At 66.5% G+C, this 15,630-nt stretch carries 10 protein-coding genes and 1 pseudogene; 7 read left to right on the forward strand and 4 right to left on the reverse strand.

The genetic code is table 11. The features are described from left to right. From VF497_RS06990 to VF497_RS07020, 7 genes are all read left to right on the forward strand, one after another. Nucleotides 1-1,117, forward strand: a 1,117-nt coding sequence (locus VF497_RS06990; protein ID WP_330887061.1) for a TonB-dependent receptor domain-containing protein, incomplete at its 5' end; no start/stop codon positions are given. A 103-nt stretch (nucleotides 1,118-1,220) separates the two neighbouring features. Beyond that, nucleotides 1,221-2,417 carry a phosphatidylinositol-specific phospholipase C1-like protein gene (locus VF497_RS06995; RefSeq protein WP_330887063.1) on the forward strand — a complete coding sequence of 399 codons (1,197 nt, stop codon included), beginning with the start codon at nucleotides 1,221-1,223 and terminating at the stop codon, nucleotides 2,415-2,417. A gap of 4 nt (nucleotides 2,418-2,421) precedes the next feature. Continuing rightward, nucleotides 2,422-3,933, forward strand: coding sequence for a CehA/McbA family metallohydrolase (locus VF497_RS07000; protein ID WP_330887065.1), 1,512 nt, complete (start codon nucleotides 2,422-2,424; stop codon nucleotides 3,931-3,933). A 49-nt stretch (nucleotides 3,934-3,982) separates the two neighbouring features. Then, nucleotides 3,983-5,089 carry an AraC family transcriptional regulator gene (locus VF497_RS07005; RefSeq protein WP_330887067.1) on the forward strand — a complete coding sequence of 369 codons (1,107 nt, stop codon included), beginning with the start codon at nucleotides 3,983-3,985 and terminating at the stop codon, nucleotides 5,087-5,089. A gap of 137 nt (nucleotides 5,090-5,226) precedes the next feature. Next, the gene (locus VF497_RS07010) at nucleotides 5,227-6,453 is read left to right on the forward strand and encodes a parallel beta-helix domain-containing protein (RefSeq protein WP_330887069.1); all 1,227 of its coding nucleotides are present in this window, start codon (nucleotides 5,227-5,229) and stop codon (nucleotides 6,451-6,453) included. A gap of 29 nt (nucleotides 6,454-6,482) precedes the next feature. After that, the gene (locus VF497_RS07015) at nucleotides 6,483-7,637 is read left to right on the forward strand and encodes an SO2930 family diheme c-type cytochrome (protein WP_330887071.1); all 1,155 of its coding nucleotides are present in this window, start codon (nucleotides 6,483-6,485) and stop codon (nucleotides 7,635-7,637) included. A 26-nt stretch (nucleotides 7,638-7,663) separates the two neighbouring features. Further along, the gene (locus VF497_RS07020; protein ID WP_330887073.1) at nucleotides 7,664-10,144 is read left to right on the forward strand and encodes a TonB-dependent receptor; all 2,481 of its coding nucleotides are present in this window, start codon (nucleotides 7,664-7,666) and stop codon (nucleotides 10,142-10,144) included. Nucleotides 10,145-10,159: 15 nt separating this feature from the next. Here VF497_RS07020 and VF497_RS07025 read toward each other — a convergent pair whose 3' ends face one another. The 4 genes and pseudogenes from VF497_RS07025 to VF497_RS07040 form a co-directional block, all read right to left on the reverse strand. Further along, on the reverse strand, nucleotides 10,160-11,872 hold the full coding sequence (locus VF497_RS07025) for a hypothetical protein (RefSeq protein ID WP_330887075.1): 1,713 nt from the start codon (nucleotides 11,870-11,872) through the stop codon (nucleotides 10,160-10,162). After that, nucleotides 11,869-13,959 (reverse strand): hypothetical protein, encoded by a 2,091-nt coding sequence (locus VF497_RS07030; RefSeq protein ID WP_330887076.1) that lies wholly within the window; start codon nucleotides 13,957-13,959, stop codon nucleotides 11,869-11,871. The genes VF497_RS07025 and VF497_RS07030 overlap by 4 nt, the downstream gene beginning before the upstream one ends. Continuing rightward, nucleotides 13,956-15,122, reverse strand: coding sequence for a BatA domain-containing protein (locus VF497_RS07035; RefSeq protein WP_330887078.1), 1,167 nt, complete (start codon nucleotides 15,120-15,122; stop codon nucleotides 13,956-13,958). Before VF497_RS07035 ends, VF497_RS07030 begins: the two co-directional genes overlap by 4 nt. Further along, a pseudogene (locus VF497_RS07040) lies at nucleotides 15,119-15,630 on the reverse strand (DUF58 domain-containing protein); the annotation flags it as partial. The pseudogene VF497_RS07040 and the gene VF497_RS07035, both read right to left, overlap by 4 nt.

A 15,630-nucleotide genomic window follows, 5' to 3' on the forward strand; every position in this document is an offset into this window, starting at 1 on the left:
CAACGGTTCGGAATTCGAGCGCGATACCGGCAAACAGGACAGCTATGCGTTCTATCTCGGCGACGAATGGCAGATCACCCACGATTTCCGCCTTGATTTCGGCTGGCGCTGGGACAAGAACGAAATGCACAACGTCAACACGACGCGCCTGCCGGCTACGAGTAGCTTCGTCTACAACGGGGTGACCTACTACAACCAGGGTGGCAACTATCTCTGCAATCTGAACGACGGGCTGTTCGCCGATACCCAGGTGGCGTGCGCGAACCCGAACAATCCGTTCACCACAACCGACCACTCCTTCAGCAAGACCGGTTGGACGATCGGCGCGAACTACCAGTTGACCGATCGTGCCGGCCTGTTCGCGCGCTACACCTCGACTTATCGCCTGCCGAACTTCAGCACGTTCATCGCCAACTCGCTCGCGCTGCCGATCACGCAGACGATGGACCTCGGCGAGATCGGTGCCAAGTGGGGCAGCGAATGGGCGACGTTGTACGCGACCTGGTTCTACACCAAATACGACAACGTCACCTTCAGCACCCAGGTTCTCGCGCCCGACAACGTGACGCTGCTCGCGCAGACCGCGGTCGCCCAGACCAAGACCACCGGCTTCGAACTCGAAGGCGACGTCACCCCGACTTCCTGGTTCGACCTGCATTTTTCGGCGACGATCGAAGATCCGAAATACCGGAATCTGCGCGCGACGATCTACAGCAAGGATTCCAGCGGCAACCTCGTGCCGACGATTTCCGACTTCAGCGGCAATCAGCTGATCCGCGTGCCGAAGGTGAGTTATCGCCTGGCGCCGCGCCTCATTCTACTCGACAACAAGTTGCAGTTGCAGTTGTCGTACGAGTACGAAGGCAAGCGCTATTCGGACACGGCCAATTTGTCGGTACTGCCCCAGTACCACGTCATCAACGCGAGTGCGGAGTACGACATCAACGAGCGCATGAGCGTCTTCGGCTACGTAGACAACCTCAACAACTCCGTTGGCCTGACCGAAGGCAATCCGCGCTCCGGCGACGTGATCTCGACCGACGCGGGCAAGACCGTGTTCCTCGCACGCCCGCTGCTCGGTCGCGCCTATCGCCTGTCGTTCATGTACAAGTTCTGACCGCGTAACGCGGTGAATGTCGCAAACCAATAACATGCGCCCGCAAGTCCTCTCTCCCCCGGCCTCGGTCGGGGGAGAGATTTTCGAGACATTCTTTCGCGCCATGCGCCATTCCCGTATATCCGCTGCCAGACTTGCCGGTACCTTGCTCGCCATCGGCACGCTGGCTTCTCCCTGCTTCGCGACGACGAAAACCGGCTGCAATCTATCCGCGACAAATGCCGCCCAGGCCGGCGACAAGACCTGTGCGCGCGCCTGGATCGATGCCAACCTGCGCCTCGACGAGATCCAGGTGATCGGCACGCACAACAGCTACAAGCAGCACATGCCGCCCGAGGAATTCGCCGCACATCACGCGCTGGACGCACACGGTGCCGATACCCTCGACTACGGTCACCGTCCGCTCAATGAGCAGCTCGACGCCGGCATGCGCGAGCTCGAACTCGATGTCTGGGACGATCCGCAGGGCGGTCGCTGGCTGCATCCGCCCGGCGCGCTGCGCAAAGGCTTTTCCTCGCCGCCCTGGCCAGCCGCGCAGGCCGCGCAGATGGCCCGGCCGGGCTTCAAGGTCATGCATCTCGCCGACATCGATTTCCGCTCGACGTGCATGACCTTCGTTGCCTGCCTTTCAATCATCCGCGACTGGTCCGCCGCGCATCCGCGACACGCACCGATCATGATCCTGATCAACGCCAAGGACGGAAAACTCGGCCCCGGCTCGGTAGCCGCGCTCAAGTTCGACGAGACCGCGTTCGACCGCCTCGATGCCGAAATCCGCAGCGTGTTCAAGCCGGCACAGTTGATCACGCCCGACGACGTCCAGGGCAAATTCCCGACGTTGCGCGACGGCGCACACGCCGGCCATTGGCCCACGCTCGGCCAGGCGCGCGGCCGCATCCTGTTTGCGCTCGACGAGAGCGACGACAAGATCGCACTCTACCGTGGTGCGCGCAAATCGCTCGAAGGCCGGGCGATGTTCGCGACGATCAAGGAAGATTCGCCCGCCGCAGGCTACATCACGCTCAACGACCCGCAAGTCGACCATGAGCGCATCAAGGCTGCGGTCGCCTCGGGCCTGCTCGTGCGCACGCGCGCGGACGCCGACACGTTCGAGGCGAGGAGCAACGACATCGCGCGCCGCGAGGCCGCATTCGCGAGCGGCGCGCAATTCGTCTCGACCGACTACTTCGAGCCCGATCCGCGCTTCGGCCCATATCGGGTACGCTTCGACGACGGCGCGATCGCGCGATGCAATCCGGTGCGTGCGGCGGGAAAATGCGCCGGCATTCCGATCGAGTGATCATGTGAAACTGCAAACCCTGCTGCTGACCTTGCTGTTTTCCGTCGCCGCGTTCGCGCAGACCAGCGACAAGCCCGACCTGACCCTGACCGGCAAACTCGACGGCCACGACAACCAGACCTACAGGCTCGTGCCGTTCGACGTACCGGCCGGCATCGATCGCATCACGATCGACTTCGCCTACACAGGTCGCGACGAGAAGACCACGATCGACCTCGGCCTGCTCGGCCCGGGTGGCTTCAGGAACAACGCGTTTCGCGGCTGGAGCGGCGGCAACAAGAGCCGCTTCACCGTGTCCGCGACCGACGCGACACCGTCCTATATCGTCGGCCCGATCGCGCCCGGCCGCTGGAACCTGCTGCTCGGTATCCCAAATATTCGCGAGAAGGCACACGCCGACTACACGGCAAAAGTGTACTTTTCCAGAAATGGAAAAATCCCCGATTTGCTCGACGTGCCGCTGCGTGCGGACGCCGGCTGGTACCGCGGCGACCTGCACATGCACGGCGCGCACAGCGACGGCTCGTGCTCGCCGCAGAGCGGCAAGGGCAAGGTGCCCTGCCCGCTGTTCGTGACCGCGCAGACCGCGGCCGAGCGCGGGCTCGATTTCATCGCGCTCTCCGACCACAACACGGTCTCGCAGGCGAACTCGGTGCGCGAACTGCAGCCGTATTTCGACCGCCTGCTGCTGCTCCCCGGGCGCGAACTGACCACGTTCACCGGCCATGCCAACCTGCTCGGCACCTGGGTTCCGCTCGACTTCCGCGTGGGCAGCACGGACGTGCCCGATTGGAACGCGCTGCTGCGCAACGCGGAAAAATCCGACGGCTTCGTCTCGATCAACCACCCGATCCGCCTCTCCGGCGAGATCTGCATGGGCTGCGGCTGGACCGCGAAGCCAGAGGTCGACATGCGGCTCGTCCAGGCGATAGAAGTCGTCAACGGCAACGATGCCGACACGGCGATCTCGGGCGTTCCGTTCTGGCAGGCGCAGCTCGACAAGGGATTCCGCCTCACCGCGATCGGCGGCAGCGACGATCACAATGCGAAGCAGTGGAGCGCAAGCCATGGCGGCGTCGGCATCGGCACGCCGACCACGGTCGTGCACGCAACCAGTCTTTCCCAGCGTGCCGTGCTCGACGCGCTGCGCGCGGGCCATGTCTTCGTCGACGTTTTCGGCAGCAAGGACCGCAGCCTCGAATTCACCGCGAAGGGCCAGGGTTTCGACGTCGAAATGGGTGATGAGGTGAAGATCGCGAAAGACGGCAAGGCGGATTTCACCCTCAAGGTCGCCAACGTCGACGGCGGCAGCGCGGAAATCGTCGTCGACGGCAAGGTCGCGCAAATCATCGACCAGCCGAAGATTGCCGGCGCGTCGCAAGCCTTCACATTCGCGTGGACCAGCGACGGCGGCCGCCACACCTTGCGCGCGAACGTGCGCGGCGCCGACGGCAAGCTCGTGCTGATCGGCAATCCGATCTACGTGAATCGCACGGGAGCCGCCACGAGACCCTGATGGCGCAGCGCGTCGCGACTTGGTCAGGGCAAGTCGCTACCATCACGTGATGACGCCAACCCGATCGACGTCCAGCAAACGCAACCCCGGCGCGACGAAGCCCGCCTCGCGCCACGCCCCGACGGACCCGCGCTACACCGCCGCGGTGATCCCGACGACGATCCTCGCCGTGCTCGCGCAAATCGCGGACACCGAGCGCGTCGCGGTCGAGCCGTGGCTCGCCGGGCTCGGCATCACGCGCGCGCAGATCGACGATGCCGCCGTGCGCGTGTCCTACCGGCAGGCAAGCATCATCATCAAGCGCGTGCTGCGCGCGATTCCGCGCAGCGGCTTCGGCCTCGAGGTCGGTGCACACCAGTCCAGCGGCACGTTTGGCATCATGGGCCTGGCGATGATGACCGCGCGCACGTTCGGCGAGGCCGTGGCCATCGGCATCGAGCATGCCGACATCACGGGCGCGCTGATGGACGTGGAAATGGAACACATTGAATTGAATCAGCCGAACGCGCGCGAAGTCGCGCTCGTCGCGCGGCCGCGCTTCCCCGACGAGGACATCCTCGTCTTCCTCTGCGAGGAATTGTTCGCGAGCACTCTGCAGCTCGCGCGCAGCCTCGTCGGCCCGACATTCAAGCCCGTGCGCCTCGAACTCACCTACCCGGCGCCGGCGCACGCGGCCGACTACCGCAAGATGTTCGACTGCGAGATCCGCTTCGGCGCGAGCCGCAATCGCCTCGTCGTCGGCGCGCAATGGCTCGACCTGCGCCTGCCGACCCACCATCCGGTCAGTGCGCAGCAGGCGCTCGCGATCTGCCGCGAGCAGGCTGCGCAGATCAAGCGCCAGAGCGAGATCGTCGCCTCGGTCGAACGCATCCTGCGCCGCCGATTGGCCGAGCATCCGACGCTCGGTGACGTCGCCTCCAGCCTCAACCTTTCCGAGCGCACGCTGCGTCGCCACCTCGCAGCGGCAGGCCGCGTCTATCGCGACATCCACGACCAGTTGCGCACCGAGCGCGCGCTCGAACTGCTCAGCGCGGGCGCCCTGAGCATCGCCGACATCGGCAGCGAGGTCGGCTACTCCGACGCACGCGAATTCCGCCGCGCGTTCAAGCGCTGGACCGGCGCCGCACCGACCGCGATGCGCCACGGCGCGGGTTGAGGAACGCGAACGCCGTGGCAAAATCGGCCAGCAAGCGATGGCCGTTTTGCCCCCCAGATGTAGCCCGTGCCCCCCTAGCTTCAAACGCCCGTTCGAGAGCACATTGGCGCATTGATTTCGAAGAAGGGAGAAACGCCGTGCGCAAACTTGCCATTGTCGCCCTCTGTGCCCTTGCCGTCGGTTGCGGGAAAGGCCCGCCGCCCGTGCCGAGCGATGCCGACACGGCATTCGAGAAGAAACTGCAGGAGCAGTTCCTCGACGCCAAGCCCGGCACGGTCATCGAGATTCCACCGGGCAAGCACTCGCTGCAGCGCGTGCTCACGCTGCGGGCGAACGGCGTCACTGTGCGCGGCGCGGGCGCGGACAAGAGCATCCTCTCGTTCAAGAACCAGATCTCCGGCCCCGAAGGCATGCTCGTCTACGCGAACGATTTCACGATCGAGCATCTCGCGATCGAGGACTCGAAGGGCGACGGGCTCAAGGTCAACGACGGCGAGAACATCACGATCCGCGACGTGCGCGTCGAGTGGACCGCCGGCCCGTCCAAGGACAACGGCGCTTACGCGATCTATCCGGTCAAGTGCAGGAACGTGCTGATCGAGGATTCGGTCGCGATCGGTTCGCGCGACGCCGGCATCTACGTCGGCCAGTCGCAGGACATCGTCGTGCGCCGCAACCGCGCGGAGAAGAACGTCGCCGGCATCGAGATCGAGAACTCGGTGCGCGCCGACGTCTACGAGAACACCGCGACCGGCAACACCGGCGGCATCCTCGTCTTCAACATGCCCGACCTGACCCAGCACGGCGAGCACACGCGCGTGTACAAGAACAAGATCATTGCCAACAACCTCGGCAACTTCGGCGCGAAAGGCACGGCCGTGGCCAACGTGCCCGCGGGCACGGGCGTGCTGATCATGTCGAACCCGAAGGTCGAAATCTTCGACAACGACATCGCCGACAACCGCACCGCGAACACGATCATCTCCAGCGTCTTCATCACCGACTTCGCCGCCTCGAAAACCGCCGACGGTTACGACCCATATCCGAAGTCGATCTACATCCACGACAACCGTTTCTCCGGCGGCGGCGACGCGCCCGACGGCTTCGACTGGAAGGCGCTCAAGGTGTCAATGTTCGGCATCAACGGCCATTTCCCCGACGTGCTCTGGGACGGCTTCGCCGACACCAAGGCACAGGTCAACGGCCAGTACCCGGCCGAGCAGCGCATCTGCGTGAAGAACGGCGAGGTCGAGGTGCTCAACGTCGACGGGCCGAACAAGTTCGGAAATCCCAAGGTGTTCAAGGACGAGTTCCACTGCGAGCTGCCGCCGCTCGCTGCGGTCGAAATGAAGGGCAAGGCTTGATGTCGTCGTTCGCCCGGATTTCTTCCGCAATGCTTGCGCTCTCCGCACTCGCCGGCTGCGCGCGCGCGCCGCAGCCGGTGCACTCGTTTGCCGAAGGCAAGCCGGACAAGCTCAGCGACTGGCATCTGGTCGAGGCGCGCGACGGCAGGCTCGTGGCCAATACCGACGTCGTGCCCTACGACCTCAATACGCCGCTGTTCAGCGACTACGCGCACAAGTTCCGCACGGTGTGGATGCCGAAAGGCACGACGGCCAAGTACGACGCCGAGGGCCCGTTCGACTTTCCGGTCGGCACGGTGCTGACGAAGACCTTTTTCTATCCTAAAAGCGGCGGCGATGCGAAAGCCGTCGCGCGCAGTTATGACGTCTCGCGCGACTTCGCTGCCGGCAGCGCGAACGAGGCACTCGACCTCGCCAAGGTGCGCCTGGTCGAGACGCGCATCCTCGTCCATCGCGAAAAAGGCTGGGAGGCAATTCCCTACGTCTGGAACGCCACGCAGACCGAAGCCGAACTCGCACGCACGGGCGATGCGATCCCGCTTGAACTCGTCGATGAGGTCGAGCCGTCCAACGTCGCCGGCGATAAATCGCCGGCCAAGGCACGCGAGGCATTCACCTACGTCGTGCCGAACGAGAACCAGTGCGCCGGCTGTCACGTCACCAACGTCAAGGCCAAGGCGATCGAGCCGCTCGGTCCGCGCGCGCGCCATCTCAATCGCGACTACGCCTATTCGAGCGGCAGCGAAAACCAGCTCGCGCACTGGACCAGGCTCGGCATGCTCGCGGGCGCGCCCGATGCGACCACTGCACCGCGCGACGCCGACTGGCATGATCCGAAGGCGCCCGTCGCCGATCGCGCACGCGCCTGGCTCGACGTCAACTGCAGCATGTGCCACAGCCCGACCGGGCCGGCCAACACGACCGCGCTCGATCTGCGCAGTGCCAACGCCGACCTGCGCCGCCTCGGCCTGTGCAAGCCGCCGGTCGCTGCCGGCCGCGGCACCGGCGACCGCCTGTTCGACATCGTGCCGGGCAAACCCGACGATTCGATCCTGCTCTACCGCGTCACGTCGAACGAACCCGGCGTGATGATGCCCGAGATGGGCCGCAATACCACGCACAAAGAGGGTGTCGAATTGATCCGCGACTGGATCGCCGCGACGTCCGGAAACTGCGACGCCTGAAAACAAGATCAACTAGGGAGGCTGCGATGAAACCAATTCAAACGACCCGACTGACCCGACAAGTACGACTGGCCTTGTTCGCCGGCGCGGCCACGTTGCTCGCGAGCGGCGCGGCACTCGCCGCCGAAATGGCCGACGCAAATGCGGACGCACAGGCATCGTCACCCGCGCAAGGTAGCGAACCGACGAAAACCGACAACGCCGCGATGCAGCTCGGCAACGTCACCGTCACCGCGCAGAGCCGCAGCCAGCAGGTGCAGGAAGTGCCGATCGCGATGCAGGTGATCACCGCGCAGACGATCGACAAGCTCGCCGCGACCGACCTGTCGAAGATGGACATGTACGTGCCCGGCCTCTCGGTCAACGGCGACCAGCCGACGCAGCCGAACTTCAGCCTGCGCGGCATCGGCACCGGCGATTTCGGCATCGGCACCGACGCGCCAGTCGGCGTTTACGCGAACGGCGTCTACCAGGGCAAGACCGGCGGCGCGCTGCTGATGTTCAACGACATCGAGCGCGTCGAAGTGCTCAAGGGTCCGCAGGGCACGCTGTTCGGCCGCAACAGCGCGGCTGGCGCGATCTCGGTGACGACGAATGCACCGAGCGACCAGTTCGAGGCCAACGCGCGCCTGCGCCTCGGCAACTACGGCGAGCGCTACGGCGACGGCGTGCTCAACGTGCCGCTCGGCGAAACCCTCGCCTTCCGCCTGAGCTTCGTCGACAACCAGAGCGACGGCTGGCTGCGCGACGCCGCCACCGGTCAGCACTTCTACAAGAACGACGATTGGGGCACGCGCATGCAGTTTCACTGGAACGCGCCCGGCGACACGGCCGTCAACCTCGCCTGGGAACACGAGCGGCTCAAGCAGCCGCCGCGCGCGACGATCGGCGTCTCGCCCGTACCCGCCTATCCCGAGCTGCCGTCGACCACACCCGATTATTCGACCTTCATCGATCCGCGCAACGCACCGCTCTACAACGAAGCGGTCGGCGCACGCGAATCGCGCAGCTACGATTCCTTCGTGCTGCGCGTCGAGCATCCGCTGCCGTTCGGCGACTTCACTTCGCTGACCTCGTTCCAGCGCTACCACACCTACAACCGCGAGGCACAGGAGGGCACCAACCGCATCGACCTCTACTTCGACGACGTCAACATCGAACGGCACAAGAGCTGGTCGCAGGAATTCAAGCTCGCCGGCAAGACCGATCTCGCCGACTGGGTCGCCGGCGCGAGCTGGTACCGCGACGATGGCCGCCAGACCAGCCAGATCAATTTCTTCACCGACAGCATCGACACCCTGCTCAATAATCTCGGCATCGCGCCGGGCGGGCTGTACGGGCCGCTGACGCAGGGGCTGCAGGCCGCGGGCTTCCAGTACTCGCTGCTCGGCGATCCCTGGCAGGAGAACATGAACAACCGCAACATCGCCAAGGCCACCGCGGTCTACGGCGACGTGATCTGGCATCTCAACGACCGCCTCAATCTGACCACCGGCGTGCGCTTCACCCGCGACGAGCGCGACTTCAGCTGGTACACGCCGCTGCGCGTCGCCAACGAACTCGACACGACGCTGGCGGGCCTGCAGTCACTCGGCCTGCTCGACGCGCTCGGCGTGCCGATCCAGACCTTCCAGCAGAACATCTACTTCACCACGCCGCAGACGCTCGAGCATCCGGTCGGCATCAACCGCAGCTGGAACGATACCAGCCCGCGCGTCGTGCTCGACTACAAACTGACGCCCGACGTGATGCTTTATGCCTCGGCGGCCAAGGGCTATCAGGCCGGCGGCTTCAATGCGCTTGAAGTCGGCACGGTATACAAACCGCAGACGGTGCGCAGCTACGAGGCCGGCATCAAGAGCTGGTTCCCGGACTACAAGCTGCTGCTCAACGCCTCGGTATACTATTACAAATATTCCAACCTGCCGAACCTGACCCTCGTGTCGAACGGCGGCGGCAACGGCGACCTGCCGCAGTACCAGATCCTGCCGAGCGACCAGGAGGCCAAGGGTTTCGAGTTCGAGGCGCGCTGGCAGGCGACCGACGACCTGCGCTTCACCTCCGCGGCTGCGTACATCGACCAGACCTACAGCAGCTACAAGACGGCCGAAGGCGTCGATCTTTCCGGCCAGCCCACCGGACTGCCGCAATGGTCGGCCACGCTCGGCGCCGACTACGTCGTGCGCAACGTCGCCGGCGGCGATCTCGACTTTACCTTGCAGGGCGCCTGGGTCGGCGCCACGCGCTGCAATTCGAACTCGGCATTGCAAGGCTCGTGCATCACGACGCTGCCGTTCAAGCTTGGCGGCAGCCAGACACGCGCCGACTTCCACGTCGGCTGGTCCGCGCCCAACGTGCCGTGGAGCGTCGCTCTGTACGTCAACAACGTGTTCGACAAGCAGTACGTCACCGGCCTCAACAACATCGTGACCAATGTGCTCGGCGTGACCAGCGCCGGCATCACCGCGCCGCGCATGTGGGGAGTCGAGGCGAACTACCGGTTCTGACCCCGCGCCGCGCTGTCAGTCCGTTGCGGCGCCGCGCTCGAGCCACCACAGCGCGGCAGCCGCGAGAAGCCAGGCAAGGAAGAACGGCCAGCGCGGCAGCGGCTGGCCGCGCGTCCCGACAGCCGTGGTCGACGCGGGCGTGACCACCAACGCTTGTGTCGCGCGTCGACTTTCCGCCATCGAGAGACCGACGGCCTCGCCGCGTGTGCGCACGTAGAACGGCCAACGCTGCGCGCCGTCGACCAACGTATGCCAACCCGACGCCTCCGGCCAGAACGCCGCGCAGCCGCGCGCGTCGACGCTCAACGAAGAACGCTTGCCGAGCTCGTCTTCGACCGTCGCACCCGCAGCGAAACCGCAGAACACCGCTCGCTCATCGACACGCGCCGACGACGGCAACGAGGGATCGCCCTCGCCGCGCGCGCGCGCTACCGCCGCGAGCACGCTGCTCCACAATGTTCCGTGGGCAGTAGCTGCGCCGCCGAGCGCGAGACGATAGCTGTCCGTGAGCAGCCACAGCGCGACGCGGCCGCAACCGAAGTTGCGCGACCAGGCCAGCGTCGATCCGTCGTCGGCACGCAGCAACGGCGCAGCATCACCGGCTTCGACCGCGAGCGCGGAGCGCGAGAGAGCGAGACCGGAATCGGCAAGGCCCAGCGTCATGTCGAGCGCGACCGGCGCTGGCGCATCGACTGCACGCGGATGAAACCCGAGGCCCTCCCAGTCCGCCGCGACTGGCGCCGGCAGTGGCCCGGTCGCACGCAGCAGCAGGCCGAGGCCGTCGCGCACCGCGGCGATCAGCACCTGCTTGCGCTTTGCATCGAGTGCGGCCCATGCGCGCTCATCGACAATCGCGATGTCAGCTGCGCGCCATGCCTCAACGTCTGCTGCGAACATGCCTTCGGTAAACGCCACGCCGTCGCTCAACGCGATGCGGCTGGTCAATGCAAGCCCCGCATCGGCGGCCCAGCGGCGCAGATACTTGAGTTCCGCATCGGGCGCACCGGCAAGCAGCAAGATCTTCAGCGGCGCGCCGCTGCGCACCGACAGCGGCACCGTCGCCGCGTCGACTTGAGTGCCGTCGCGATCGAGCACCTTCACCGTGAACATCGCCGTGCCCTCGCCCTTCGCATTCGCATGCAAGGCAAACCGGCCTCGCGCATTGAGCGGCTCTGTGGCGACGACTGCGCCGGATGGATCGTGCAGTTCGACACGACCGTCCGCGACCGCTTCCACACGGCCGTCGACGCGCCAGACATTGCCGGCATACACCGAGGTCGGCACGTCGAGTTCGACCAGCCCGCGCGGCAGCGGCGCCGCATCGAACGCCGCGACGAGGCCACGTGCCGCATCGCGATCACGCAGCGGCAAACCATTGCCGACAATGCGCAGGCGGCGTGCAGCTGCGTGTGCACGCAGCGCGGTGCCAAGATCTGGCACGCGTTCGATCGCCTTGTCGGCATCGACGCCAGGCAGCGCAACGAGGGTCGCAACCGACGACAGCGCGGCAAGCTGTGTGCGCGTCGCCCCCGGCGTCACCACGACCAGTTCGTCGGCGCTGAAGTTCTCGTCTGCCGACGGCGGAAACAGGCAGAAGTAGAGCAACAGCGCCGCGACGATCTGCAAGCCGATGCGCACCGGGCGTTGGCGAGGCGTCTGCCAAGTGCGCACGGCGCCGAGCACCACGGCGCAGGCAAGCAGCAGCGCGACGACAAGCGCGGCGTTCATCGCGAAGCCCCTTCAGCGGCCTGCAAGGCATCGAGATAGACGCGGCCCTCTGCATTCGGCGTCGCCCGCGTCGTCGCTGTTGCAGCGGGTGCCGGCAGCAACGGCCAGAGCAGATCGCGCAACGAGGCGCGGCATTCGGCACAGGCCGGATCACGGCGTGCTCGATCGATCGCGGCAAAGACGCCGAGCGCGTCCGGCGTGTCCGCGGCGTGCGTGCGCAACCATGTTTCGGCAGCGTCCCAGTCCGGTGCGTCGTTCGTGCCCAGCGCGGTCCACAACTGGGCAATCGCCGTCGCGCCGGCATCCGCGGCGACCAGGGTGCCCGTGCGATCATCGACGCCCTTGCGTTCGCCGCTGAGGCGGCGTGCCTCGTCCGGCACCGGCAGTTCGAGGCCGACGCGCGCGAGATAGATGCGCGTGGACTGCTGCACGCGCTTGATGAAATCGAGCGCGCGCCGCTCGTACGGCAGCGCCTGCTCCGGATCGCCCTGGCGCAGATGCAGCTCGGCCTGCCACATTTCGGCGAGCGCGGATTTCAGCGTTGCTTTCGTTTCCGGATCGAGCAGCGTCGCGGCTTCGGCGATGTCGTGCACGTGGCCATACTCCGCGGCGATATCGCCTTCGCTGCCGAACCCCGCCTGCCCTGTGGCCCGCGCGGGCGCGCCGTGATCGTCATGCGCGGCGCCCGCTTCCTTCTGCGAGTGCGTTTCCGACTCCTCGCCGAGGAACTGGCCATAGCGCAGGCGCAGGATCTTCTGGTCGGCGCCGATCGCGTCCGACCGCGCGAGAAACTTGTCGCCACCCAGTTGCGGCTTCTCGGCCAACAGCGCCTCGCTGTCGATGATGATCTGGCGCTGGCTGCGGAAATACGCTGGCAGCGTTTTCTGCACGAGACCATCGAGGCCGCTGGCGTCGCTCGAAACCTCGGCCGGCCAGCGCAGGATGAAACTCGCGCTGCGCGTCGTGTTCGCCTGCGGCTCGCGGTTGTCGGTGACGGCGAGGCGCACGATCACGTCGTCGCCCTGGGCGATGCCGAGCGCCGCAAGGTCGAGCGTATAGCGGAAGCGCTGCTGCTTCGCCCCGGTCGGTTCGCCTTGCAGCGCCAGCGTCTGCTCCTTGAACTTGACGTTCTCGCCGCTGCCTTGCGCGAGCGTGATCTGCAATTCGGCGCTGGCGATGCCGTAATCGTCGCCGGCCTCGAACGCGAGGCTCCAGTTTTTCTGCTGCGCGTCGAGCAGGGTCAGCGTCTTCGTGGGTTCGAGCACGCGTATCTCGGGCGCGCGATCGGCGATCGCATCGAGCCGATGCAGGCGATCGTCGGTCGGCGGTGGCGCGCCCTCGACGACGATGCGATACAGGGTCGATGCGGCGAGCGCGCGCTCGCCGTGCCAATCCTCGCTGTCACGTGTCAGCGCAACGCGGCTGCCGTCGTGAAACACGAGCGCGGCGGTGGCAGGTTGCGAATCGAAGCGCAGGCTCCAGCGCAGTCGCGAGCCTTCCGGCGCCTTCACGTCGAGCGCATTTTCCGTGCGCGGTGGAACCTGCGTATACGCCGGCGCCGCAATCTCGATCTGCATGCGGGTCAACGTGGTCGCGGCGACATGGTCCTTCGCTTTCGCCGGCCTCGCCTCTACAGCCGCGCGCGGCTGCCATAGCGCAGCGGCGACGAGCATCGCCACCGCAATGCCGAACGCGGCGAACAGCAGCGCCCGCGGCCACGCCGGGCGCAAGTCGACATCGATACCGGCGAGCCGCGCCTGCACGCGCGCGCGTTGCAGGCGCTGCAACTGCGACAACGCAGCCGCGTCGTGAAACAGCAGTGCGGCGCTGTCATCCATCTGCGGCGCGGCCGCATCGAGGCGGCGCGCGAGCCAGATCGCATCGATACCGCGCCACGCATGCCATGCGACCATGCCCGCGCCGATCAGCGCCAGCGACAGCGCGATAATCGTGGCGAGCGGACCCCCGATGCGTGCGGCCAGCATGCCGGTCGCAACGACAATCGGAGCCGCGGCCATCGCGACGATGACGAGCCTGCGCCGCGCCGACGCGACGCGCAGCCGGTGCAGCTTCGGATCGAGGCTCATGCCTCTGACTCCGCGCGCGGTCGCGTCGCGATGAAGCGCTCGCACAGGAACAATGCGGCGATCAGCAGCGCCAGCCAAGCATCGAGCGGATGCGCCGATGCCGGCGAGCGTGCGGCCCCTGTCGCCATTGCGGCCTCGACGCGCGGATGCATCGCCGCGGCCGTTGCGCGTGTGGGCGCGAGAGATTCACCGCCGAATGCGGCGCGCAGACGATCCGGAAAATCCGCGTCGAGCAGCAACGGCAATTCCGCCGGCGTCAAAGCGCCCGGCAAGGCGATCACGCGGCCGTTGCCGCGGATTGCGACTTTCGCCAGCATGCGTCCAGCCGCATCGCGCCACAGCGGTTCGCCGTCCGCGGCGGCGGCGCTGCTGACGAGCGCCACACCGCCATGGTCGAGCCAGCGCGTCAGCTCAGGCGCCGACGGTGCGAGCCAGACCAGCCAGTTCGTCGCAGCGTCGATCGGCGCATCGGCAGGTCGCTCATCGAGTTCGTAGCGTCCCGGTTCGCCCTGGTTCCACGCCGCGACTGCGGCGCGCAGATAGCGCAGCGACGCTTCGGCATCGCTCGCGTAGCGGACCGCGACGCGGATGCGATCCGTCGACGGCGGCGCCGTTTCGACCATGCGTCCCGGCACGATGCGCCAGTCGACGGCGCGCGAAAGTCGCGGACGTTCACCGTCGAGGCCGGCGAGTTGCTCCGGAACGACCACGGTCAGTGCGGCGTTGGCGGGCAGTTGCGCATCGAGCTCGCGCAACAGGCTGGCGATCGGAATGTCGGTGACCGCGACCGTCTCGTCCGCGTGCGGAAATCGCGGCGCCAGCCAATGCCATTCCGCATCGACGGCGCCCGCAGCCGCACGCGCATCGGCCAGCGCGACGCCAGGCGCGACGACGACCCATGGTCGCGTTGAAATCGCCTCGCCCTGCCACACCGGACGTGCGAGCAGCAACGCGAGCACGGTGAGCAAGGCGAGTCGCAACAGCAGCAGCCACGGCCGCTCGAAACGCAGGCGGCGCTGCGGACGCGTGCGTTCGGAGATCCAGCGCAGCGCGGCAAACTCGGTCGTCTTCAGTTCAAGCCGGCGCACGAGATGGATCACGAGCGGTACCACGAGCGCGGCCAGCGCGGCGAGACCGAGCGGAGCAAGAAGCGCGATACTCATGCGCCAAGAACTCCCTTTGAACCGGGAAGCTTGAGCGCGTGAGCACTGCCAAAGAGAGCGCGCAGCGGCCCATCGAGTGGCCCGTCGAGCACATATTCGACGTGGTCGATTCCGGCTACGGCGAATCTGCGTGCAAGTTCGGCGCGTGCCGCGGCGAAGCGTTCGAGATAGTCGCGGCGCACCGCGAATGCCTCGACGCGACGTTCGGCGCCGGTTTCCGGTTCGCGGAAGCGATGTCCGCCCGTGAACGGGAAATCGCGCTCGTCCGTGCCGAGCAATTGCACGGCCAACACTTCGCGACGCGCGGCGGCGAGGCGCAGAGCGAGTTCGACGGCCGCGTCGTCGAAGAAATCCGACAGCATGAGAACGACCGCCGGCGGCTGGATGCGTTCCCATAGCGTCGCCAGCGTCGCCGCGTCGGGCCAGCGACCCGCGGCATCGAGACGCGCGAGTTCGAGTGTGCAGCGATCGCGCTGACGCGCGCCCCCGCCGGCGTGGACGAACGCGG

This window comes from Rudaea sp. (assembly GCF_036383415.1).
Lineage (GTDB): Bacteria > Pseudomonadota > Gammaproteobacteria > Xanthomonadales > Rhodanobacteraceae > Rudaea.